We start from the raw sequence: 21,272 nt of genomic DNA on the forward strand, positions 1-21,272 counted from the left end.
TCCGCGCACGCGGCGGTTCAGCCGCTCGCTGCCGCTCCGGATCGGCCGACCGGCTCGACCGGGGCGTCGAAGGACGCGCCGTCCTGCGTCCACGGTCCGGTGCGCCGGTACTGCAGCCGGGCCAGGACGGCATCGCGGTGCTCCTGCGTCAGGGGAACCTCCGGGTGGTCGCAGACCTCGTAGTCGTCGAGGACGACGGCACCGTTGCCGTCGAGGATCTCGAAGGTCAGGCTCTGCCCTTCCAGGGGGTCGGTCGGTGAGGGGTAGGCGTGGACGCTGAACACTAGGGTCTCCTTGCCCGGCCGGAGGTCTGCTGCGCCTTCGGCCGCTGGTTCGGGTTGTGCGGGTGGACGCCGGCGCCGGCCGGGGCGCCGGAGGTGGTGCGGCTAGCGGGAGGCACGGGCCGCCAGTACGGCACTCACGGCGGCGGCGGCCACGCCGATCCCCCGGTGGAGGGCCTGGTCGAGCGCGAACAGGGCGGTCCCGGGTCCCGCCTGGTCGGCTCCCTTCCCTTCGCCGCGCACCACCGTGCAGGTCTTGACGTATTCGCCCTTGCCCAGGACGGCGGCCAGTACTGGTGGTCTCCGATATTCGGTGGTGCTGAATAGGTCAGCACCAGGCGCTCGGATGCAGTGGTCGGCGAAGGTTCGTCAGCACCATGTCGTAAGGTCCACGGCATGATCACGCGTCCCACAGGGCAGGCGGATGGGCCGTACGACGCCGCCTTCCTACCGCGCCAGCAGATAGTCCTTCGGGCGCCCGAGCGACCGATCACTGATCCAGTGGCGAAGCTCGGCGGAGAGCCTGTCTGGCTCTCCGAACCAACCTGGCCCGTGGACCCGCGCACCAAGGTCCCCTTGGTGTTCATCGGTCAGTTCCCCATCCCCGGCGACGAGCTCCGTCTGGCCTACCTCTTCCTCGACGAGGAGGACCAGATCATGGGTGGGATGAACCCGGAGGCCGGAGACGGCGTGCTGCTGATTCAGCCGGGCGGCCGTATCCCCTCCTTCGCCGTCATCGGGCCGCCGGGAACGCACGGTCGGACGCTCTGGCGCTGGGGGCCTGACGAGTCGGAGATCCCTGTCGAGTGGCACGTCGACCTGCAACTGGTATCGCCAGAGGTCGACCGTTCGATTGATGAGCAGGCCGCATGGGAGCGGAGCATGCGTGGCGAGGGTCCTGACGTCGAGCTTCCTGGCGGCGAAGATCTGCACGACTACTTCGGCGGTTCCGCCTGCTACCCCAACTGCGACGCGCGGGTCGAGTCCCCCTGGCAATTCCTCTTCAAGATCAGCGACGCTGGCGAAGCTGAGGACGATCCGTACTTCCTCAACTTCGGCTACGGCTACGGATTCGCTTTCGTCAGCCCTGATCACCGCGAAGGACGCTTCTTCTGGGAATGCTCATAGTCGCCGAGCCAGCTCAGCTGCGTACTCGTTCCTGTTGGCTCCTGCCGACCAGAACTGACCGCTGGCGATGCTGATCCCCAGGAGCCGATGGAGGACGGCGGGAGGCATCTGAGCGGAGAGATCAAGCAGAGCTGCCTTCCGACCGACCCCAGGTGGAAGGCCGATCGTTCGAAGCCGGGCGCCGAGGCGGCGCGCGGTCAACGGTCGTGCCGGCCGCTGGCTCGGGAAGAGCCAGGGAGCGTCGTGCTCGTTGCCGACGGCCGGATGGTCCCGGCACTGGTCGACGAGTTGGAGAACAAGGCTGTCGAGGGGTTCGGGTAGCTCAAGGGGAAGCTGTTGGAGCTTCAGGGCGACGCCTCGCTCGCTCTGGATCACGTGCGCGGTGGTGAGCTGGCAGATCATGGGGGCCTTCTGGGCGTAGAGCAGGACCAGCAGGCCGGCGACCCGGTCCTTGAGCTCGATCGAGCCGTCGTTCAGGAGTCGTCGCGCGATGGCCCATCGCTCGTCGGCATCGAGCGGAACCTCGTGAACTAGCTTGGGGCGCTTTGGAATTGTGATTCCGATGGCGTGGTTGTTTCGGACTGCCCAAGTCACGAACGGCTGGGCTCCGTAGTTTCCCTGATCGTCTCGATCGGTTAGCCAGAGGTCGACCAGCGCCTGCTTGCAGGACGCCAGGGTCTCTCCGTGAGTCTTCAGGAAGGCCAGGAAGTCCAGCGCCTTCTGAGTCGCAGTGCGCACGAAGTCGACCTGGGTGGACCGGGCGGGTCGATTGCGGGCGCGTCGGCGGAGCCCCTTGATCAGTTCCCAGCGAACGAACGCGGCGATGAGGTGTCGATGCTCCGGGTCCTCGATGGTTGCGATCTTGCGGGTGGTCCACCTCTCCGCCTGGGCGACGTATTCGTCCCGGAGCGGTAGAACGCCGGCGGCGACCAGGACGGCCCGCAGGTAGTCGATGGCCAGGTGCCCGTCCTCTTCGACGCGCTGATCAAGGGCTTCGTGGGTCAGGTCGCAGGTTCCGTCGGCGAGGTCGTCAAGGAAGCTGGCGGCCTTGGACTCCCGCAGCCAGAGCAGGGTCCGGACATGGTCGCGGTCCATCAACGCGGCTTTGACACGTGCAAGTTCAGGGCGAAGGGCTCCATCAGGCGGCGTCAGGACCTGGTCCAGTTGTTGGTCACAGGCGCATCGGTTGCAGAGTCCTCGGTGGAACAGGCGCTCGACGGTGCCGCAGTTCCGGCAGGCCTTGTGGGACTGGGGGTCCTTGTCCCAGCAGTTCTCACACATCGGTCCGTCCGGTGTGCGGGCGACGACGACCTTGGGCCGTTGACAGTTGATGCATGGCTCCAGGACCCGCGAGCAGGGCCGGCAACGCGGCTTGCCGGTGGTCCGGATGTAACAGGGGCGGACCGTGCCGCAGTAGCCACAGGTGGTGACCGGCGGCTTGGTGCAGCTCTGACACAGCGGTCCGTCCTTGCCGGTGCGGTGGATGGCTCGGATCTCGCCACAACCGGAGCAGGCACGCTGGTAGGCCGGTTCCTTGGTCCGGCAGTTCATGCAGATCGCGGTCCCAGCGTCGTCACGGCCCGCGACGGGCCGGGACTTGCCGCACCACTTGCAGGGCTCGGCGGTGGAGCGGTTGTAGCAGGTCCCGCAGACGCGAACGCGCTTGATGGTGTGGGTCAGGCGCCTCTGACGTTGGCAGCGCGGGCACTCCAGTGGCGGGACGCCCTGGGCGCCGGCCTGGAGGAGCTTCTCGGCGAGGATCGCGGTCTTGGTCGAACGGTGCTGGCCGGTGCCGCCGAGCAGGCCCGGCTGGTTCTGGAGGTCCCAGAGGAGCCTGCGGGTGACGGCGTCGCGGTCCTTGGTGATCTCGGTGATCAGGCCCTGGAGGACGGCGCGGTCGAGCCCCAGCCCAAGGCCGCCCAGGTAGTCGAGGAGCTCGGGACCGGGATCTGGGGAACCTTCGGCTTTGTAGCAGGTGGGGCAGACCCGGCGCCCGGCCCGGTCCAGCCTCCAGTGGATTTTCGCGGTCGTCCCGCAGGCTTCGCACCGGCCGTCCCGGTGACGGCTGGATTGGCACAGTTCGCAGATCCGGCGGCCTGCCGGGTTGGTGGTCACCAGGGGCCGCTGATGGCCGCAGTCGCCGCAGAACGGCAGGACCACGTTGGCGGCGCCGATCGTCTGCAGGGCCCGGATGAACCGCTCGACGGTCGGCGGCCCCTCACCCCGGCCAGACGTCAGCAGGCCGCGGTCCGCGGCCTGGGCCAGACGAACCACCGACACCTTCGAGCTGGTCACCTCCTCGATGGCGGCCCGGACGCTGGCTGCGGCCAGGCCCGGTTCGATCGCGGCGACCAGTTCGACGAGCACGGCGTGCGGATCGGCGGCTATCCGCTCGGCCCACGCGCTCACGGCCCGGTGATCCGGGCCCGCTTGGGCCGGAACTCGCCGACGCCGATGGCCTCGGTCCCGTCAGCGGTCTTCTTGGCCCGGGCCCGTCCGGTGGAGACCGGTTCGATGAGCTCGTCCATCGAGCACCCCAGGATGTCCAGCAGTGCCATCAGAACCTTCAGGTTCAGCCGCTCGGGCGTCTCGACCACGAGGCGGTAGATCTGGCTGGCGGACAGGTCGATACCCCGTTCGGCCAGGAGCGGCCGCAGGTCGGTGGTGGAGAACATGCCCCGGGTCGCCATGACCTCGCGCAGGTGCCAGCGGTAGTCCAGCTTGGCCGTCATCGTCGTCCGCTCCTTGCCGTGCCCGTGCGGGCGGTTTCGTTGTCGAAAGCCAGGTCGATGGCCTTGCGCATCATGGTGTTCGCGAAGTCGCTACTGACCGCGGTGTAGAGAGCGGTCGTCGAGGCGTAGAGGTGGCCGACCTGGTCCTGGATGAACTTAGGGTCAACGCCGTCCTCGATGTTGTGCGTGACGTACGAATGCCGCAGGCAGTGCGGGACGAGCTCCTCCGGGAGCTTGAGCTCCTTGCGGTAGATGGCGAACCGGTCGTCGATGTCCCTGGGCTTCAGCCGGCCTCCGCGTTCGGTCAGCCAGAGCGCGGGGTGACTGTCGAAGCCGTAGCGGGGCCGGATGTTGACGACGTAGTCCTCCAGAGCCTCAACGGCCCAAGGCATGATGCTGGCGACGTTGCGCCGTCTCGGACCGGTGCCTTTGCTGCCCTTCGCCTTGCGGACGTGCATCATGCCGTACCGGCCGAACTCCGGCGCCTTCGCGTTCCGGTAGAGATCCGCGACGTTCAGTCCCGACGCCTCGGAGGCCCGCAGCCCCCAGCCGTAGATCGTCTTGAACAGCGTCGAGTCCCGGTAGGCGGTCAGAGCCCCTTTCCTACCCCGGCGGATGGCTCGCTCCACCCGCTCGTCGATGTGGTCGAAGAGCAGCTGGCACTCATCCCGGGTCATCGGGCGCCGCTCTTCGTCCCCCTCGTAGTCCGCCAGGTGCTCGCGCCGGTTGCCGTCGTGCAGGATCGGCACCGGGTGGGTACCGAAGTGCTCCTCACAGACCTGCACCCATTCGTAGACCGGGTTGAGCAGGTAGTCGACGAACAGGCCCACGGCTCCCTGGTAGGTGCGGAGGGTCGAGGTCGCCCGATTCTGCTTGCTGACCAGCTCGGCCATCCACTCGTCGAGGTCGGCGGCCCGCCAGTGCCAGGGGTACTTGTCCGTGAATGCCATGAACTGCCGCACGACACTACGGCGGCCGCCAACGGTCTTGTCCTGGAGCCCCTTCCCACCCAGTTGCTGGCGTTCCCATCCCTTCAGCATCGCCTCCAGTACCGCATCCTCCGGATGCAGCAGGCGCACTCCAGCTATCAGCTCCAGCCGGGCCGAACCCTCGATCTCGGATCTACCGTCAGCCACTTCCACCCCTCTCGCCAAGCGGAAGAATCATGCATCTAACGAGAGATCTCGATCAAATGCCCTGGTCAGAGACCTTCCAGGAGAGCGGACGGAGCCGTCGGCTTGGCGCTAGACTCTGCGCAGCTCAACGACGCGCCCCCTGTCGCCACCTTGCATCCGATGCGATTCCGCTGGGTTGCGCATCAGCGGGAGGCGCCGGTCGATGACGAGGTGGGTTCCGAGGTTGATGGCCGCTCCGGCCGCCAGCGCCGCGGGCCTGATCCGCAGCCCGAGGGCGCGGGTGACCGCGACGGTGGCCACCGTCTGCACCGCGCCGTAGCACAGGACGTGCCGGGCGGCGCTGATCCGGCCGAGGGTGGTTGCACTCATCGTCCACACGAGCGGGTCGGCGATGTCCTCGGGGCTGGCCAGCGAGCCGTCGCGCAGGACCTTCTCGTCGCCGTAGCGGCCTTTGTTCACGGCGTCCCTGGAGGCCTGCCCCCACTGGTCGGCGGTGTCGTGGACGCCTTCGAAGACGGCTCCCAGCACGGTGAAGACGACGCTGGCTCGGACGGCGGTGTCCCACTGGGTGACAGCGGGGGGAGGCTGGTGCAGCATGGCGGTGCTCCTGTTCCGGTTTCCAGCTCTGATCGGGTGTGGAGTCCCGGGCGGCCGCGACGCCTTGGCCGGACAGCGGCCGCCCCAGGGGGAAGTCGGTGCGCGGCCGGTCAGGATCCCGCGTTCTCTCGGTGCTGCTTGCCTTCGAGCGCCGCGCCGACGATGTTCGAGGTCGGGGTCCCTTCCCATTCGCCGCAGGTGCAGCGGCAGATGACAAGGCCGTCCTGCCAGTCATAGACGTCCGTCTTGTGGGCCGGCTCAACCGCGGGCTCGGTCACCTGCTGGGCGGCCGGACGCCGGGGGTGGCGCTTGATGGTGGTGTCCTTGACGGTCTGCTCCTGGCGGTGGGCCTCGCCCCAGCGCTCGGCCTCGGCGTTGTCGGTGGTGCGTTCCGGGGATGTCCAGCCGCAGTTGCAGGTGGTCCCGAGGCGTCCGTCGCGGGCGGCGACTTCGCCGACCTCGGTGCGGTGCTCGGGCAGCGGTACGTTGAGAGCGGGGTTGGCGCTGTCGTCGTCGGTGGGCTCCAGGAGGGTGCCGATGGCCCATCGCTCCCAACCGCCCGGGAATTCCCCGAGGATCTTGTCGCGGCGGGACTTCGCGGTTTTGGCCGGGACGCCCATGGCGAGGGCGAGGTCGGCGACGGTTCCCCCGGGCATGCTGGCGTGGGTCCGCACGGCGGCGTCGATGATGCCCTTGATGCGCGGCTCCAGCCGGTGTACGAGGTCGTTGATGAGACCCTGCCAGGACCCCAGGGCCGCCGGGCGCAGGCCGTGCCGGTGGCTGTAGCCGGTGCGCAGCAGGGTCAGTCCCCACAGGACGGTGTCAATCCAGTCCGCCAGCAGTCCGGCGTCGCTGACGACGGATCCGGATCGTTCCAGGCCGACGCCGACGGTGTAGGACCAGGTCTCGGTGGCGGGCGGGTTCTCGTCCGGGAGCCCGGTGGCCCAGGCCTCCCACTCGCTGACCGCGGAGTTGACCACTTTGGTCTGGCGGGCCTGGGCGGTGGAGCGGGGGGCGTCCATGGCCCGGGCCAGGTCGGCGATGCTGCCGCCGGCCATGCGGTGGGTGCGGATGGCGGCGGCGGTGATGCCGGACAGGAGGGTGGTTCGGGCGGTTTCCAGGGTGCTGATGACCTGGTGCCAGTTCTCGACGGTCACGGGCCGGGCCTGCGGCGGCTCGTTGTCGCGGCCGGCGCGCCCGTCCTTGCCGGTGCGCAGGAGGGTGAGTGCCCACAGGGCCGTTCCGAGGATCGAGGCGACTTCGTCGGCGTCGGCGCGGCCGACGGCGCGGGTCTCGGTGGGGAGCAGGTCGATCGTCATGCCGAAGCCGTGCTGTGCGGCGGTTCCGTAGTCGTAGCGCAGCGCCATGTCGCCCCCTCAGGCGTTGATGAAATCTCGTACAGTCAACTGTACGAGATTTCATCCACTTCTGCCACGGCCTCTGAACTGCAACAACGCCTCCAGACAGCGCAGTTGACGCCTCTTCAGGCGCTCACGCCGCCCTGTGCCGGTGCGGGTGCCGCCCGCCTCCGGCGGCTGCCGGAGGCTCCAGGGCAGCAGCAGGCCGTCGCCTGCGGAACGCGGCAGGAGATGGACGTGCGCGTGGAAGACGCTCTGGGTCGCGACCGCTCCGGCGCTGGAGATGATGTTGCACGGTGGCGTTGCGATCTCCGCGACCCGGCGCATCACCGCCGCGCTGATCTCGGGATCGGTCGTGACGTCCTGGACGTGGAGCAGGGGGATCACGAGGAGGTGGCCGGGCGTCACCGGGCCGAGGGGGTGCAGGGCCAGGGCATCCGGCCACCGGCGGACGATCCGGGCCGCGGAGGTGCCGGCCACGATGGCGCAGAAGACGCACCCCGGCGGCCCGGAGAGCGCGGGACCGCCGCGGGCGACGCTATGGCCGTGCTGGTCGTCCTGTCCGGCGCCCGAGCAGGATCCGTTCAGGGGCTCGGCCACCGTCAGGAACGAAGACCGTGGTCCCGGGGAGGGAGGAGCTCCTTCCCGACGTCCAGGTGGGCGACGTCGAAGGTGATCTCGTGCCGGGTCCACAGGCGGTGCGCGATCTCCTCCGCCATCGCCACCGATCGGTGGCGGCCCCCGACGCAGCCGACGGCGAGCCGGACCTGGCGGCACTTGCGGTTGGCGACGTCGTTGAGCAGATCGACGGCGAGCGACACGGTGCGGTCGATGGTGCCCACGGCGCCGGGGGTGTTCAGCACCTGCTCCAGCACCAGGTCGTCCAGGCCGGTCAGGTGGCGCATCCGGGGGTCGTGGTGCGGGTTGTAGTACTGGACGGTGGCGTCGAGGGTCGCATCGGCCCGCGGGACGTGCCGGCACTCGGCGGGAACGCAGCGGTCCAGGCGGTCTCCGGACAGCGGGCGGTGGCCGTAGCCGAAGCTCACGACAGTGCCGCGCACCACGGTCCAGTCCTTCCCGTAGCGGGCCTCGGTGCCCTCCGGGTTCAGGAGGAGGCGGTCACGCTCGGCGAGAACGGGCATGTTTGTACACAGCCTTTCGGGTATCGGGGGTCGCTGCGACCGCCGGGATCCGGCGGGATCGGGTGGGAACGCACTCATTTCACCGCACCTGGGGACCACCGGGAAGGGCCAACCCGGTGTTGCCCGTTTCCTCTTCAGCGAGGGGTCTTCTCCCTGGGGGAGATCGGCAGTTGGCTTCCAGGCGCCAGTGGTGGCGGGCCGGGCGGCCGGTGGGAGACGGGCCGCTCCGGTTGTGGTTCACGGCCGCCGCGGCCGAGCGGCTGACGGCGCTGGGCGCCAAGGCCGAGGAGGCCTTCACGGCCTCCCCCGATGGGCAGCGGCTTGCCGCCTGGCGCCGGGCCCAGGAGGAGCTGCAGGCGGCGGAGGCCGCCGCGACAGCGATCCTGCGGACTCACGAAGGAAGGGCCCGGGCCGGGGAGCGGGCAGGCCTGAAGGAGACGGCCAACGCGATTGCCGCTGCTGACGACGCGCAGCGGGAGCGCGCCGAGAACAGCGGTGAGCTGGGCCTCTACTACCGCGAGCAGCAGCCGGCCAACGAGGCGCGGCTCGCGCAGGCCCTCGCGCGGCTGGGCACCTTCGACGCACAGCACCCGCGAATCGTCGCGGCCCTGGCTATCTTGGGCGCCCACCTGCCGTGAGGCACATCAGCGGTGGCGCTCACGGCCTGAGCCGTCCGGTTTGCCAGGGTGATTCGTTGGCAGGGTGGGCCGTGGTGGTTGCGGCCGGACGGAGGGAGTTGGCGATGGGGTTGGAGCGGCGGACGGTGTTGTTCGGCGAGCCGGTGGCGGCGACAGGCGATGCGGAGCGGGACGCGCTGGCGACGGCGGTGAAGGCGATCGAGGCCCGGGAAGGGGAGCGCCGGGGCTGGGACCAGCCCGCGCGGTTGTTCGCGCTGCACCTGGCGCACATCGACTCCGGGGCGATCGAGCTGCGGGTGATCCCGCCGCGCCTGTGGACCGGCGGTCACCGCAACCCGGCGGACGGCCTGAGCGCCTGGGCGATGCGCTTCCCGGAGCCGGCGGCGGTCGAGCCGCTGGCCTTCGCCGACTCGCCGGACGGGTTCGCCGGGGTGGCGATGATGTACGAGGGGTGGGCCGCTCCGGATGGCACCGAACTGTCGGCCCAGGATCGGGCTCGCCGCGCGCTCGGTGAGCGGACCTTCAAGGAGCGGGCCGACCGGGTCGAGGTGCGGATGGTGACGGCGGTGGACATCAACGGGCACTCCTACCTGTTGCGCCGCTTGCGGGGCCGGGACGCAGAGCTTGCCACCACGGCGGCCGGTGCCGAGAGCGATGTCCACGACATGGCCGAGCTCCGGGGCCGGCTGCCGCACGCCCTGGGCCGTCTCGCGCACGCCGTACGGATCGGCGCTCTCACCCTGGTCTGAACAGGGCTGCTCAGCGGTCCTGCCTTCTGTGCACAAACGTTTCGGTCGAAACGTTTGCGTACAGACGTGCCTCATGTGTCTACATGACGATCCCAGCTTCAAGCCGTAGAACTACCGCCCCCGCCCCAGATAACGGGAGACTCGGAGAAGGAGGCGCGCACGCGCCGGTTCCTGGAGGCCGACTGACCGACCTCCGTGCAGCCGGTCCGGGACGTACGAAAGCCCGCCGACCGTCCGGGCAGGGCCGGCGCTCGACGGGCTGACGCGGTGGAACCCCGCTACGGGCCTGTCAGGCGGGCGCTGCGGCGCGCAGCGCCTCCACGTCGTGGATGACGATCGTGCCGTAGCTGGTGGTCAGGGCCCCCTGCTTGCGCAGCTGGCGCAGCGTTCGGACGATCGCCTCGCGGGAGGCCCCCACCCACTGGGCCAGTTCCAGCTGGCCGAGCTGGAGGCTCACGGCGCCCGTCGCCTCGTCGGTGACGCCAACACGGGGCATCAGGGCCAGCAGACGGGCCGCTGCCCGCTCGGTGACGGTGCACGAGAGCTGCTCGACGTAGGCCTGGTCCGCGTCCCTCCGCTGCTTCGAGACCATCTGGTAGACGGCCAGGGCCGCCGCCGAGTCCGCGTTGACCAGGGCGCGGAAGTCGGCGCCGGGGACGGCCAGGGCGGTCCCCTCGGTCAGTGCGACCACCGAACTGCTCCGGGGGCCGCCCGCGATGGCCTCGTGATGGCCGACGATCTCGGGCGGCTCCCGCAGGGCGACGACGATCTCCGTGTCCTCGCTGTCGCCGTGCCGCAGCACCTTGACGGCTCCGGTGCGCAGGGCCAGCACGTCGTCGGTGAGGCCGCCCTGGTGGATGAGCGTCTCGCCGGCGGTGAAGCGCACGAGAGAGCCCTTCGCGGTGAACAGGGCGCCCAGGACGGGGTCCAGCCCGGGAGTGCCGGTGTCGGTCACGGGTTCTCCTCGACGTCGGGTGAGCGCTCGCCCATCACGTTAGGGCAATCCGGTCGCGGTCGGAGGTCGGACCGGCACGCCGCCGGGTGCCCGCGGCGGTTGGCCGCGGGCACCCGGCGGGCGCCGTTCAGGGCCGGTTCCACGGATCGTCGGCGGCGACCGTGTCGTCCTCGATCTCCAGGTAGCCGAGGCAGGGGTGGGACCAGCCGTTGCCGTCGCCGGCGAATCCGGTGCCCCCGCAGGCGGGGCAGTCATGCGGGTGGGGCGGGGCCGGGTTGCCGCGGTCGCAGGTGTCCGGCTCCTGGTGGACCGCGACGCCGTCCTCGTGGATGTAGGCCATCACGAACCCCTCCCCGGCGCAGCCTCCCTCGCAGTTCCAGGGGTGGGGTCCTTCGGTCTGCCAGGTGCGGTAGGTGATCCGCAGCCAGGCGCGGGCGGTCTCCCGCTCGGCCGCGCCGATGCCGTCCAGGTGGCGCAGTTCGTTGACGGCCTGGGCGCACTGGGCGGCGCTGTGGATGTCGCGCTGGGACTGGAGAGCGACGATGTCCAGGGCCACCGCGTGCAGCAGCAGGTGGGTGCGGTGGTGCTGGCGGGTCAGGGCCGGGTCGGCGCCGGGGGCGCGGCGGGCGTCCTGCCACAGGTGGTACTCGGTGGCGGCCTGGACCATGAGCCGGCCCACCGACGGCAGGTCGGGGTAGGCGTCGCGGACGGCGGCGCAGGCGAGCGCCTCGGTGACGGGGTCGCTCTCCGGGTGGTAGCGGACCACGTCGGGCTCGGCGCCCGGGGCGCCGGTGACGACGAAGCCGATGGGCTGGCGGGCGGCGGCGAGGGCGCGCACCGAGTAGGCGGTCTGGCGGTCGCCGGTGTCGGGGGTGAGCGGGTTGGTGGCGAAGAGGGTCACGGGGGCTCCTGGGCGGTCGGATCGGTTGGGGAAGGTGTGCGGCCTCGTCGCGGGAAGCGGGCGGTCGGCTCCTCGGGCCGGAGGGGTGGCCGGCCCGAGGGCGGTGCTGGAGTTCACAGGGCCCGTAGGCGGCGGGGGCGTGCCGGCGGCGGGTTGCCCGGGTCGGGCCAGTCGTCGGCCGACAGGCCGTAGACCGGGGGCTTCCAGGTGGCCGGGGCGTGGCGCCGGTAGACGCCCTCCCACGGGGCCCGGAAGTAGGCGGGCAGCAGGCCGCCGGTGTTGGGAATCGGCGGGGGTGCGGAGGCGTTCTGTTCGCGCAGCTGCTCGGTGACGCGCTCGGCGTGGTCGGCGTGCCGCTTGCAGTACCAGTGCGCGATCGTCCAGCCGGTGCGCGGGTCCAGCTCCAGCACCCGGTGGTGGGAGTCGGCGCCGCAGATCCCGCGCTCGTTGCGGAAGTCGACCGGCGGCACGTAGCCCGCAGGGACGTGCAGGACCGGCGCGGGCGGGCGCCGCAGCAACACCACCGCCTCGTCGACCACCGGAGCGGCGGTTCGCCGCCGGTACTCGTACGGGCGGATGCGCGGGGCCTCGCAGCCCGGGGCCTGGCTCGGGCCCCAGTCGCCGGCCTCGCGGGGCGGCTCGTAGCGGGGCGCGTCGTCGGCGACCAGGCGGTCGTAGCGGGGCTGTCCGACCGCGTCCCGGCCCAGCACCTGGGCGGCCCGGTTGAGCACCCGGCCCTCCTCGACGCCGGGGGCGACGAAAAGGGCGTAGGCCACGGCGAGCAGCAGTTCCTTCGCCGACGGGGCGGCCCGGCGGTCGCGGTAGATACGGTGGGAGACCTCGGCGTACTTCTGCGCCCGGTCCAGGCGCGGCGGCCCGTCCGCCGCGCTCACGCCCGGGCTTCCGCCTGGCGGGCCGTCACCGGGCCGTCGTGCGGGTGCGGGGCCTTCGGGCGCGCTGCGGCCCGTCGGTGCGGAGGGCTCGGTCACAGCTCCCTCCCGTCGCAGTCGGCGTAGCCGTCGGTCGTGCGGTGCGGCTCGAAGCACCCGGCGTGCGGGTCCTCCTCCTCGTCGCCGTCCTCGTCCGCGCGGTCCTGCGTGGCCCATTCGGCGGTCGCCTCGATGTCGACCTCACCGGTTCCGTGGTAGACGAACACGGCGCCGTCGGGGCCGGTCTCGGTGTACGGCGGCAGGTCGGCGTCGTCGTCCTCGTCGCCGGTGCCGTACGTACGGCGGCCGCACGACAGGCACACCCACAGCTGCTCCCTCTCGACGGACAGCGGGGAGGTGGGGGCCGAGCAGTCCGGGCACGCGGGCGGGGGCAGGACGCCGGCCGCGGCTTCGGCGGTGTCCGGTGTGCTGGGCGCCGTCATCCCTGCTCCTCGATCAGCCGCGCGACGGCGGCGGCCAGCACGCCGTTCTCGGCGGCTTCGTCCGCCTCCTCCAGGCGCTGCAGGACATCCACGAGGGTCACCGCCGGGTCGGCCGCGGAGATCTCCCGGAGCGGGCGGTGCAGCGCCTCGTAGCCGGTGGCGAGGCCCGTGTGGTAGCGGCACAGCCCCGCAGCCTCGTCGCAGGCCGCGCACTCCTCCCAGTCCTGGGAGTGCGGCGCGACCTCGATCGGCACGCGGCTGACGGGCTGCAGGTCCAGCGCGGCGTGCGGGCGGGCGACGCCGAGTTCGCGCTGGGCCCAGGTGTCGGGCAGCTCGCGCAGTTGCAGGGCGAGGGCGGCGGCGACGGCGGGCCGGTGCTCGACCAGGTTCCGCCACAGCTCGTTCGCGCTGGTCAGCGGGTCGGGTGATGACGTCATCACGGTCCTTCCGGACGGGTTGGGCGTAGGGATCGGATCCCGCGCCCGGCAGCAGGGTGTGCTCGGGCCCGGGCCGGCCGGGCCGTCAGGCGGCCCGGGCCGGGCGGATCTGGGCAATGTAGGCCAGGCAGCGCCCGCACGTCGCCGGTTCACCGGCCGGTTCGTCGGCCAGCGGGAGCGGCCTGGCGCGGCCGGGGGTCTCGCACAGGGCGCGGCCGGCAAGGTGGCGCCGGCTCCGCCCCGAGACGGCCTCGCTGACCGGCACGACGTGCCGAAGGCGTTCGCGGGCACCGCCGCGCACCCGGGCGTGCAGGTTCTCCCGCACGGTGACCTTCACCAGGCAGCCGCGCACCGCCGCAGCCCACGCTTCGGCTTCGGTCCGGTGCCGCTCGGCGGTGTGCTGCTCCCGCAGGACGCGCATCGCCTCCGCCGCCCGGGTCCGCTCCTCGGCGGCGGCGCGTTCGGCGAGCTGGCTGCGGGTGACCGGCGGCTCGGGTTCGGTCTGCATGGCGATGTGGAGCAGGTACAGGGTCGGCCAGTGGCCGATGGAGAACTCCCTGCTGCCGGTGATGGCCGCGGCCCAGTCGCGGTTGTGGAAGTGCCGCGGGGCGTGGACGAACGCCGGGTTGACGAACGGGCCGGCCTCGCGGCGTGCGCGGTCGCGGAGCTCGGTGATCTCCTCGTCGGTCAGCAGGGTCGGCCGGTCGGGGTCCACCGGGGCGGTCATGCATGGCGGGCCGGGCACCTGGTAGACGGCCGGGCTGCTCATGATGGGGGCGGCCCGGCCGGGCTGGAGTCGGGTGGTGGTCGGGATGGTCCCGGAGGTACGCAACGGGGCTCCTGCATGGGTCGGGTCGGTCATGGTGTGGCGACGGTGCTACTCAAGAGCCGCCGAAGATCTTCATCAGGTGGTGCCGCCGACGAGTTGACCGTCGATCGCGGCCAATCGCAGCCGTGCTCGTTGCGGGACCGGCTGGCGCCCCGGCACCGGCCAGTCGTCGGCGCGCATGCCGTAGACGGGCGGCTTCCACCGGTCCCCGAGGACGTGCCGGTAGACGGTCTCCCATTCGGAGTCGAAGTAGCAGGGCATGAGCCCGCCCTGGTTCGGAATGGGCTCGGGGGCACGCTTGTTCGGCTCGGCGAGCTGGCGGCGGACACGTTCAAGTTCGCCGCGGTGACGGGTGCAGTACCAGCGGACCTTGTGCCAGCCGGTCTCCGGGAGCTTCTCGATGACGTAGTCGCTGGCGTCGTTGCCGCACACGCCGAGCCGGTTACGGAAGTCCTCGTCGAGCCCGGGGTCCCGCTTGCCGGCCGAGCTGGCCGGACTGGGGGACCCGTCCGAGAAGGGGCCCTCCTCGGCCGTGTCGAGATCGATCGTCAGGCCGAGCTGGGCCGGGTGCGCGGAGGCCTGCTTGTCCCGGTAGGGGCGCAGCCTGGGGGCAGAGCACAACCGGTAGAGGTCGCCGTCGTGGCGGTGGCTGTAGAGAACGGGGGACATGTAGCGGGGGGCGTCGTTGGAGATGAGCTCGGCGATGCGCCAGCGGCCGGTCCTGGACTTGCCGAGGGCGTCCTGGGCGATGGCCCAGACACCGCGCTCGCCGTCGCGCGGCGTGGTGAGGGCATAGGCCAGGGCCAGGAGGAGCTCTTTCGACTCGTGGCCGGCGCGGTCGTCCTGGTAGATGCGGCGGACGAGGACACCGAGTTCGGCGTCCCGTCCACCTCCGTCTCCGTCCTTGCGCTTGCGCTTGGGGCCGGGCGGGAGCTCGTGGGTGTGGGCGAGGTGGACGGCGGCTCCCATGGTTCAGGCCTCCAGGACGTTGGGCTTGGCGCTGCGGTCCACGAGGTCCTCCAGGGGGGCCGTGCCGTTCGCGACCTCCAGCAGCCAGTCCCCATGGCACACCGCGCCAACGCGGCACCAGCACATCAGGGTGCGGCCGGCCAGCCGTTCGCGGATGGTCTGTAGGAACTCGATGTCGTGGGTGCGGGAGTTGCGGAAGCTCGCGACGGCCTGCTCGGCGGTGAGCGGGCCGTGCGGGCGGCGGTCAATCCAGCCTCCGGGCAGGACGGTCCAGCCGCGGCTCTCGCCGGTACGCCAGGGGTTGCCCCAGACGCTGCCGCGGCCGACATAGACGGCGCCGTCGGGGGCGCGCCAGCCCTTGGTGCGCAGGCGCTGGATGCGGGCCGGGGCGGGCGCGGGTGCGGCCGGGAGGGCCTGGGAGTGGTCGGTGCCGGGGGCGGGCGGGTCGGTGACGAGGATGTTCAACAGGTCTCCCGGGTGGTCGGCTCGGGCGAGGGGCCGGTGCGGCCCGGGGCGGGCCGCACCGGCAAGGGGGGTGTCAGAAGCAGAGGTTCGGGCAGTCGGTCGCGTAGGGCAGGGAGCCGCGCGCGGCGTCGCGCAGGTCCTTCGCCGAGTAGGCGGACATCCACGCCGGTTCCCCGCAGTTTGGGCAGGTGACCCGCGTCTGGTGGCGGATCTCGTCGGGGTCGTCCTCGTCGGTCCACCGGACCGTCAGCTCCTGGCCGCCGGCGGCGAAGGCGCCGGTGCGGTAGCCGCCCTCGTCCTCACCGTCGTGACAGGTGAACAGCAGGGCCAGGTCGCGGCCGAAGACCCGCTCGATGTGGCGCTGCGGGTTCGCGTCCTCCCGTGCGGCGCTGCGCTCCAGGACGACGTCCAGGATCGGCAGATCGCGGGCGTGGTGCACGGCGGCGAAGCCCTCGGCCACGAGCCCGGGCAGGGACTGGGTGAGCTCCTCGTGCTGGGCGGTGATGATGTCCGCCGGCACGCGGCGCTCGCGCGCGGCGTTGCGGGCGAGGGCGGATTCGAGGTCGGCGTCGACGACCAGGGCGACAACGGGCATGCCGTGGCTGCGGCCGGCGGCGATGAGGTCCCGGCGTACCCACGCCTCGGCGTTGACGGCGTCGACCACGGTGGGCGCGCCGTCGCGGCGCTGGGTCCCGAGCCGGTGGTCGAGCTGCTGGTGGAGCATGGCCCATGCCGCGCGGGAGGCGCCCTGATCGCCGGGGTTGCCGGTCAGGACGTCCCGGAGGTGGTCGGCGTTGAGCACGGCGGCCGCCGGGAAGAGCATCCGCGCGAGGGTGCTCTTCCCGGCGCCGGAGATGCCGAGCAGGACGAGGAGGCAGTCCTGCGGCAGCCCGAGGGCGGCGAGGGTGCGGCGGGTCTTGTCGGCGCTCACCGGCCGGCCTCCGTCGTCCCCCGCAGCGGGAAGGCGGTGCCTTCGAGCGGGGCGGCGGCGGCCGCCACGGCGAGGCCCTGGAGGAAGAGGGTGCGGGAGATGCCCGGCTCGATGCCGCGGATCAGTCCGGCCTGGAAGTCGCCCAGAGTGGCCGTCAGGGCCATGGCCTCGCGGGCGGTCCGGTTGTAGGCGTCCAGCCGGTCGGCGGGCGCCGCGGACGGCTCCGTGGTCTCCTGCGGCTGGTGGCGCAGGGACCGCAGGGCCTGGAGGACCTGGTCGAGGTCGAGGCCGGTGCCGGGCTCGGCCAGCAGGCGCAGCGTCTGCTCGACGGTGTCGAGCACGGCGTCCTCGACGTCGTCGGTGAGCTCCTCCAGGACGTCGTCGTTCAGGTGGGCGCTCGCGCCGTAGTTGACGAGGGTGGTGCGGGGGTCGTCGCGGTGCTGGTGGTGCATCCGTGGGGCCTTTCCGGTGGGAGGGGCGAGGCGGGCCAGCAGCGGCCACAGCCGGTCGTTGCGGCCCCATTCGGGGTCGACGAGGGTGATCTGTCGGGCGCGGGCGGCCTCGCGCAGGGCGTCGGGGTGGCGGCCGGGCAGGAGGTAGTGCAGGCCGGACCGGTCCCGCCGGGGTCCAAACTCGGCCTCGGGTTCCCCATTGCAGAGCGAGACGGTGCTGCCGCCGAAGCCGTAGCGGGGCGAGAAGGCCGGGAAGCCGTAGTCGGTGACGGTCAGTCCGGCGCTGCGGGCCGCGGCGGTCAGGCGCCGCCGCAGGACGGCGTCGGTGACGAGGACGGTGACGGCCGCGCGGCGGACACGGGTCTGGCCGTCGGGGCCGACGGCGGGTGCGGCGCCGAACTGGGCGGCGACGGTCAGGAGGCCGGCGCGGTTCGCGGCGGCCAGGACGTCACGGGGGCCCGGGGACGCGCCGAAGGGCACGTACGGCAGCGGGTCGGTGGCCTGGCTCCCGGTGGGCCCGTCCAGCTGGTCGGCCAGGGCGAGGGCCGCGTCGGCGAGGGACGTGCCCTGGCTCTGCCCGGACGGGGCCTCGGAGGATGCGGTGGGTGCGGTAGCGGGCTCGGGTTCGTGGATCGCCATCGAGGGGGTCCTCTCGGTGTGCGGGGTGTCTGAGCTCCGGAGCGCCGGCCGGAGGCCGTGGGTCCGGAGCCGGGGCCGTGCCGTCCGCTCGGGGACCGGCCGCGGTGGCCGGTCCCCGAGCGGACGGTGTCCCGCTACTGGGCGAGGTGGTCCAGGGCGGCCTGCAGCAGAGGCCGGTGCGCGGCGTAGAGGGTGCGTCCGTCGGCGGCGAGCGCGGCGTCGAGCTGGTCGAGGGAGGCGAACGGCCACCAGAGCGCGTCGCGCGCGTCGTCGGCCCCGACGGCGGGCACCGTGGCGGTCAGCTGGATGAGCCCATAGGCGGACGCGACCCAGGCCTGGTCGGTGTTGCGCCAGTCGTCGACGACCTGGCGGCCCAGGATGATCGGCTGGTGGCCCCTCAGGTCCACGCCGGTCTCCTCCAGCAGCTCGCGAAGCAGGGCGTTCTCAACGGTCTTGTCCGGGTCGTCCCCGGCAGTCCTGTCCGCGTCCTCGATCATGCCGCCGGGCGTCGCGGCGACGCCGATGTCGTCCCGGGTGATCAGCAGGACCTGCCGGGCCGGACCGTTCCCCGCGACCACGATCGCGTCGGCCGCCGCGTTCTCGGCCCACTTGCCGAGGCGTCGGCCGGTCGTGCCGGTGCGGCCGGCGGGGTTGAGCGGCCAGCCGCTGTCGTCCAGCTCGAACCGCACCATCGCGGCGGCCTGGCGCGCGGGCCAGTCGGTCACGGCGTCCGGGGTCGGCGCGGCTTCGGCCCAGTCGGGGACCTTCGTCTCCAGGGCCTGCGGCTGCAGCTCCGGCGGCGTGACGTCGGTGGGCTTGTAGGGGTCCATGCAGGATTCCTCCTGGTCGTGTGGTTCCTGAGGGAGCCCCGGGGCACGGTGCCCCGGGGCGGGGCCGGCTGGGGGTCAGGGCTCCTGGGGGGCGGTCCTGGAGGCGTTGTACTGGGCGATCCACGCGCTCGGGTCGAGGCTGAGGGCCGCGGCGGTCTCGAAGGCGGCCTCGATGAACAGGCCGCTGTCGAGCTCGTCGCTGCTGGCGGCCGCGAGCTCGTGCGCGCGTCGGGGGTCGATCTGCTCCAGTGCCCGCAGGGCCCGTACGGCCATGTGGGAGGAGCCGGCCGCCGCGAGGACCGCGTCCGCCAGCGCATCGTCACCGGCGTAGCGGGCGTCCTTGATCGCCTCGTTGGCGACCACCATCCGACGGAGCATCTCCCGGCGGATGGTGGAGAACTCGTCGTCGCCGTTGGGCAGCGGCAGCTCCTCCACGGGGCGGCCGTCGGCCGCCGCGGAGGCCTGGGCGAGGGGCGCCTGCCACTCCCGCTTCACCGGCGCCTGCACGCCGACGAAGTTCTCCCCCAGCACGAGGAGGCTGCTGTCGTGCTCGGACACGCCGAGCCACACGTAGTCGCCGATGCCCTTCCAGCGGCGCAGGATCGCGGTGTCGAGGGCGATCGGCGCGGGCGCGGGGCCGGTGGAGGGCTCCACGCGGGCGGCGATGAACGGCCGCCAGCCGCCGCGCAGGGGGAACTTGGCCGCGCTGACCGGCACGTGCAGGCTGCTGGTGAGGGTGGAGGCGTCCAGGCGGTCGGGGGCGACGATCAGGCGCACGTCCTCGTCGTAGCCGCGGGTGCGGGCCCAGGCGGCGAGGCTGTCCGCGTCGTCGCCCTGGAGGGTGGTGCTCCACGGCTCGCCCACCTTGCTCTTCTCCTCGCTGTCCGGGGTGCGGAGCGTGGCGCTGGCGACAGCCAGGGTGTAGCGGGAGGTGGTGACGGCGTGCAGGCGGACCGGGTCGGCGTCGAGCAGCGTGACCGAACCGTCGTGCCAGGTGTCGGGCTTGGAGCGGTGGGGGGCGGTCTGGTCGAGGATCCGGGCCAGCTCGGCGGCCCGCACGGTGGTGGTGGTGATGGTCATGGCGTCCTTCGGCGGTGTGTGGGCGGGGGTGGCCTGCCGGTCGGCGTGGCCGCTGAGGTGCGAGGGGTGTGGGGTGGTGCGGGGTCCGCTCGTTCGCCGGGCCGCGGGCTGGCTGGTCGGCGTGGCCGGGGCGGGGAGGGCGGTGGCTGGACCGGCGGTGCGGTCGACGGCCGTTGCGCGGGGCACCGTGAGGGGGTTCGCTGCCGGAGGCCTGGTCGGGGTGGCGGTGTGATGCCCGCCGGGGCGGGCACCACACGGGGTTCGGCGGCGGGTCAGCCGGCGATGTCGCCGCTCTGCGAGCCGGTCCAGCGCTTCACGTTCCGGCGCAGGTGCTCGCGGCTCACATTCATGACTTCGGCGACCTTGACCTGGGAGCTGGCGTCGATCTCGGCCTGCACCGCGAGCCAGTACTTCTTCTTGGCTGCGGCGATATCCAGGTCGAGCTGCTCGGCCGCGGCATCCAGACGCCCCTCGGGGGAATCGGGATGGGTACGGCGGGCGGGGGTGTCGTCGTGGGCGGTCATTGGGTTTCTCCGGATCAGTCGGGGACCATGGTGGTGTGTCCCGGCCGTCTGGATCGGGTCCGGTGCCTCGGGGCGGCCGCGTGGCCGGCCAGCTCAGTCGGCCGCCCCGAGGTGGTTCAGATGCGGTGCTGGACGTCGCCGGTGCGGGAGTTCGCGGTGAGCCGCACGTGGGGGAGCCGGGCGAGTCCCCGGGTGTGGATGTGGCCCGAGACGGTGTCCAGGGTGACGGTCGCGGGGCGGTTCACCCCGTCCGGGGTGCGGACCTTGATGTCACCGCTGGTGCTGGTCGCGGTGAGCTCGCCGCCCCCGAAGTGGCGGACGTCGATGTCGCCGGTGTCGGTGTTCAGGACCGCGCTGTCGCGGGTGTTCCCGAGGGTGACGTCGCCGGTGATGGTGCTGATCTTCGCGATGCCGATGTCCGCCCGGGCGGCGGACAGCGCCCCGTCCGCGAGGACGGCCTCGACGCGGCGCAGGTCGCCGTCGAGAGTGAGGGAGGCCTCGCCGCTGCTGCTGAAGATGACGTCGCTGCCGGGCGGCAGCTGGATGTCGACGTGGACGGTGCCGGGCGTGCTGTCGACCCGGGTGCCCTCCGGGACGACGACCACGCCGTTCCGGACGATGACCACGCCGTTGATGGAGAGGGTGCCGTCGTCCATCTGCACGTTCCCGAGGCCGCTCTGCGAGAAGACCGCGCCCTCGACGCCGCCGAGCATCTGGACGCTGTCCGTGCCGTTCTGGGTGAAGACGATGCCCCGTGCTCCGGCGGCACTGCGCACGGTGGTCCTGCCGGCCTGCACGAAGGTGGCGCCCTGGAGGATGTCGCCTCCGAGGCGGCCCCGGAAGTAGTTGTGGACGGCCGTACCGGTGTGCGCGGCCGCGAAGTGCGCCCCGCTGGCGCCGGTGTTCGGGATCCGCACCTTCAGGGTCCGGCCGTGCTCCAGGAAGCTCGTGCCGGTCACGGCGTCGGCGAAGGCGCCGTGGTCGTCCGCGGTGTGCACGGTGACGGTGGCGCGCTCGACATCGGGGCTGGTGGCGACGGTGACCGTGCCCGTCAGGACCTCGATCTCGACGCGGAGCGGACCGGGGGTCTGGGCGGTGTGCTGGTTCTCGGCGGTCATGGGTACCTC

General features: G+C 72.2%; 25 protein-coding genes. 3 read left to right on the forward strand and 22 right to left on the reverse strand.

All coding sequences use genetic code 11. The annotated features are described in order from the left end of the window. Positions 1-17 precede the first annotated feature (17 nt). Positions 18-284, reverse strand: a complete 267-nt coding sequence (locus tag ABT093_RS30535) for a hypothetical protein (RefSeq protein WP_350569961.1) — start codon at positions 282-284, stop codon at positions 18-20. Between the two features lie 393 nt (positions 285-677). On the opposite strand from ABT093_RS30535, the gene ABT093_RS30540 reads away from it, so the two are divergent. Beyond that, positions 678-1,409 (forward strand): hypothetical protein, encoded by a 732-nt coding sequence (locus tag ABT093_RS30540; RefSeq protein WP_350569963.1) that lies wholly within the window; start codon positions 678-680, stop codon positions 1,407-1,409. Here the strand turns inward: ABT093_RS30540 and ABT093_RS30545 are convergent. The 7 genes from ABT093_RS30545 to ABT093_RS30575 form a co-directional block, all read right to left on the reverse strand. Beyond that, complete coding sequence (locus ABT093_RS30545; protein ID WP_350569965.1) at positions 1,404-3,818, reverse strand: site-specific integrase; 2,415 nt, start codon at positions 3,816-3,818, stop codon at positions 1,404-1,406. The two genes, ABT093_RS30540 and ABT093_RS30545, sit on opposite strands and share 6 nt — an antisense overlap. Then, positions 3,815-4,141, reverse strand: coding sequence for a helix-turn-helix domain-containing protein (locus ABT093_RS30550; RefSeq protein WP_350569966.1), 327 nt, complete (start codon positions 4,139-4,141; stop codon positions 3,815-3,817). The genes ABT093_RS30545 and ABT093_RS30550 overlap by 4 nt, the downstream gene beginning before the upstream one ends. Then, positions 4,138-5,277 (reverse strand): tyrosine-type recombinase/integrase, encoded by a 1,140-nt coding sequence (locus ABT093_RS30555; RefSeq protein WP_350569968.1) that lies wholly within the window; start codon positions 5,275-5,277, stop codon positions 4,138-4,140. The genes ABT093_RS30550 and ABT093_RS30555 overlap by 4 nt, the downstream gene beginning before the upstream one ends. Before the next feature lie 108 nt (positions 5,278-5,385). Further along, positions 5,386-5,874 (reverse strand): hypothetical protein, encoded by a 489-nt coding sequence (locus ABT093_RS30560; protein WP_350569970.1) that lies wholly within the window; start codon positions 5,872-5,874, stop codon positions 5,386-5,388. Between the two features lie 110 nt (positions 5,875-5,984). After that, complete coding sequence (locus ABT093_RS30565; protein ID WP_350569972.1) at positions 5,985-7,241, reverse strand: DUF1120 domain-containing protein; 1,257 nt, start codon at positions 7,239-7,241, stop codon at positions 5,985-5,987. Between the two features lie 51 nt (positions 7,242-7,292). Continuing rightward, positions 7,293-7,832, reverse strand: a complete 540-nt coding sequence (locus ABT093_RS30570; RefSeq protein WP_350569973.1) for an HIT family protein — start codon at positions 7,830-7,832, stop codon at positions 7,293-7,295. Between the two features lie 2 nt (positions 7,833-7,834). Beyond that, positions 7,835-8,374: a RapZ C-terminal domain-containing protein gene (locus tag ABT093_RS30575; RefSeq protein ID WP_350569975.1), complete on the reverse strand. Its 540-nt coding sequence runs from the start codon at positions 8,372-8,374 to the stop codon at positions 7,835-7,837. 170 nt (positions 8,375-8,544) lie between these two features. Between ABT093_RS30575 and ABT093_RS30580 the strand changes: the two genes are divergently transcribed. Further along, on the forward strand, positions 8,545-9,012 hold the full coding sequence (locus ABT093_RS30580; RefSeq protein ID WP_350569976.1) for a hypothetical protein: 468 nt from the start codon (positions 8,545-8,547) through the stop codon (positions 9,010-9,012). A 104-nt stretch (positions 9,013-9,116) separates the two neighbouring features. After that, a complete protein-coding gene (locus ABT093_RS30585; protein WP_350569978.1) occupies positions 9,117-9,761 on the forward strand; it encodes a hypothetical protein in 645 nt (214 codons plus the stop codon). 289 nt (positions 9,762-10,050) lie between these two features. On the opposite strand, the gene ABT093_RS30590 is transcribed toward ABT093_RS30585, so the two are convergent. The 14 genes from ABT093_RS30590 to ABT093_RS30655 form a co-directional block, all read right to left on the reverse strand. After that, positions 10,051-10,716 (reverse strand): Crp/Fnr family transcriptional regulator, encoded by a 666-nt coding sequence (locus ABT093_RS30590; protein WP_350569979.1) that lies wholly within the window; start codon positions 10,714-10,716, stop codon positions 10,051-10,053. A 127-nt stretch (positions 10,717-10,843) separates the two neighbouring features. Next, positions 10,844-11,617: a hypothetical protein gene (locus ABT093_RS30595; protein WP_350569981.1), complete on the reverse strand. Its 774-nt coding sequence runs from the start codon at positions 11,615-11,617 to the stop codon at positions 10,844-10,846. A 113-nt stretch (positions 11,618-11,730) separates the two neighbouring features. Then, complete coding sequence (locus ABT093_RS30600) at positions 11,731-12,510, reverse strand: hypothetical protein (RefSeq protein ID WP_350569983.1); 780 nt, start codon at positions 12,508-12,510, stop codon at positions 11,731-11,733. A 92-nt stretch (positions 12,511-12,602) separates the two neighbouring features. Continuing rightward, positions 12,603-12,989: a hypothetical protein gene (locus ABT093_RS30605; protein WP_350569985.1), complete on the reverse strand. Its 387-nt coding sequence runs from the start codon at positions 12,987-12,989 to the stop codon at positions 12,603-12,605. After that, positions 12,986-13,426 (reverse strand): hypothetical protein, encoded by a 441-nt coding sequence (locus ABT093_RS30610; RefSeq protein ID WP_350569986.1) that lies wholly within the window; start codon positions 13,424-13,426, stop codon positions 12,986-12,988. The genes ABT093_RS30605 and ABT093_RS30610 overlap by 4 nt, the downstream gene beginning before the upstream one ends. 85 nt (positions 13,427-13,511) lie before the next feature. After that, positions 13,512-14,258 (reverse strand): hypothetical protein, encoded by a 747-nt coding sequence (locus ABT093_RS30615; RefSeq protein WP_350569988.1) that lies wholly within the window; start codon positions 14,256-14,258, stop codon positions 13,512-13,514. A gap of 72 nt (positions 14,259-14,330) precedes the next feature. Next, positions 14,331-15,224 (reverse strand): hypothetical protein, encoded by an 894-nt coding sequence (locus tag ABT093_RS30620; RefSeq protein ID WP_350569989.1) that lies wholly within the window; start codon positions 15,222-15,224, stop codon positions 14,331-14,333. Between the two features lie 3 nt (positions 15,225-15,227). Next, positions 15,228-15,689, reverse strand: coding sequence for a DUF4326 domain-containing protein (locus ABT093_RS30625; protein WP_350569991.1), 462 nt, complete (start codon positions 15,687-15,689; stop codon positions 15,228-15,230). 73 nt (positions 15,690-15,762) lie between these two features. Next, positions 15,763-16,620 carry an AAA family ATPase gene (locus ABT093_RS30630; protein ID WP_350569993.1) on the reverse strand — a complete coding sequence of 286 codons (858 nt, stop codon included), beginning with the start codon at positions 16,618-16,620 and terminating at the stop codon, positions 15,763-15,765. Next, entirely contained in the window at positions 16,617-17,711 is a 1,095-nt protein-coding gene (locus ABT093_RS30635) for a DUF6919 domain-containing protein (protein WP_350569994.1), read from the reverse strand. Before ABT093_RS30635 ends, ABT093_RS30630 begins: the two co-directional genes overlap by 4 nt. Positions 17,712-17,845: 134 nt before the next feature. Next, positions 17,846-18,541 (reverse strand): NUDIX domain-containing protein, encoded by a 696-nt coding sequence (locus ABT093_RS30640; RefSeq protein WP_350569995.1) that lies wholly within the window; start codon positions 18,539-18,541, stop codon positions 17,846-17,848. A 75-nt stretch (positions 18,542-18,616) separates the two neighbouring features. Beyond that, positions 18,617-19,621: a hypothetical protein gene (locus tag ABT093_RS30645; protein WP_350569997.1), complete on the reverse strand. Its 1,005-nt coding sequence runs from the start codon at positions 19,619-19,621 to the stop codon at positions 18,617-18,619. Positions 19,622-19,893: 272 nt separating this feature from the next. Next, positions 19,894-20,145: a hypothetical protein gene (locus ABT093_RS30650; protein ID WP_350569998.1), complete on the reverse strand. Its 252-nt coding sequence runs from the start codon at positions 20,143-20,145 to the stop codon at positions 19,894-19,896. A 116-nt stretch (positions 20,146-20,261) separates the two neighbouring features. Beyond that, complete coding sequence (locus tag ABT093_RS30655) at positions 20,262-21,263, reverse strand: DUF4097 family beta strand repeat-containing protein (RefSeq protein WP_350569999.1); 1,002 nt, start codon at positions 21,261-21,263, stop codon at positions 20,262-20,264. Positions 21,264-21,272 lie beyond the last annotated feature (9 nt).

This window comes from Kitasatospora sp. NPDC002551, assembly GCF_040296005.1.
Classification (GTDB): domain Bacteria; phylum Actinomycetota; class Actinomycetes; order Streptomycetales; family Streptomycetaceae; genus Kitasatospora.

Coding starts and splice junctions, on each gene's coding strand:
- ABT093_RS30540 (WP_350569963.1), top strand. CDS start 678: ATGATCACGCGTCCCACAGGGCAGGCGGATGGGCCGTACGACGCCGCC.
- ABT093_RS30550 (WP_350569966.1), bottom strand. CDS start 4,141: ATGACGGCCAAGCTGGACTACCGCTGGCACCTGCGCGAGGTCATGGCG.
- ABT093_RS30560 (WP_350569970.1), bottom strand. CDS start 5,874: ATGCTGCACCAGCCTCCCCCCGCTGTCACCCAGTGGGACACCGCCGTC.
- ABT093_RS30565 (WP_350569972.1), bottom strand. CDS start 7,241: ATGGCGCTGCGCTACGACTACGGAACCGCCGCACAGCACGGCTTCGGC.
- ABT093_RS30575 (WP_350569975.1), bottom strand. CDS start 8,374: ATGCCCGTTCTCGCCGAGCGTGACCGCCTCCTCCTGAACCCGGAGGGC.
- ABT093_RS30585 (WP_350569978.1), top strand. CDS start 9,117: ATGGGGTTGGAGCGGCGGACGGTGTTGTTCGGCGAGCCGGTGGCGGCG.
- ABT093_RS30605 (WP_350569985.1), bottom strand. CDS start 12,989: ATGACGGCGCCCAGCACACCGGACACCGCCGAAGCCGCGGCCGGCGTC.
- ABT093_RS30610 (WP_350569986.1), bottom strand. CDS start 13,426: ATGACGTCATCACCCGACCCGCTGACCAGCGCGAACGAGCTGTGGCGG.
- ABT093_RS30620 (WP_350569989.1), bottom strand. CDS start 15,224: ATGGGAGCCGCCGTCCACCTCGCCCACACCCACGAGCTCCCGCCCGGC.
- ABT093_RS30635 (WP_350569994.1), bottom strand. CDS start 17,711: ATGGCGATCCACGAACCCGAGCCCGCTACCGCACCCACCGCATCCTCC.
- ABT093_RS30640 (WP_350569995.1), bottom strand. CDS start 18,541: ATGGACCCCTACAAGCCCACCGACGTCACGCCGCCGGAGCTGCAGCCG.
- ABT093_RS30645 (WP_350569997.1), bottom strand. CDS start 19,621: ATGACCATCACCACCACCACCGTGCGGGCCGCCGAGCTGGCCCGGATC.
- ABT093_RS30650 (WP_350569998.1), bottom strand. CDS start 20,145: ATGACCGCCCACGACGACACCCCCGCCCGCCGTACCCATCCCGATTCC.
- ABT093_RS30655 (WP_350569999.1), bottom strand. CDS start 21,263: ATGACCGCCGAGAACCAGCACACCGCCCAGACCCCCGGTCCGCTCCGC.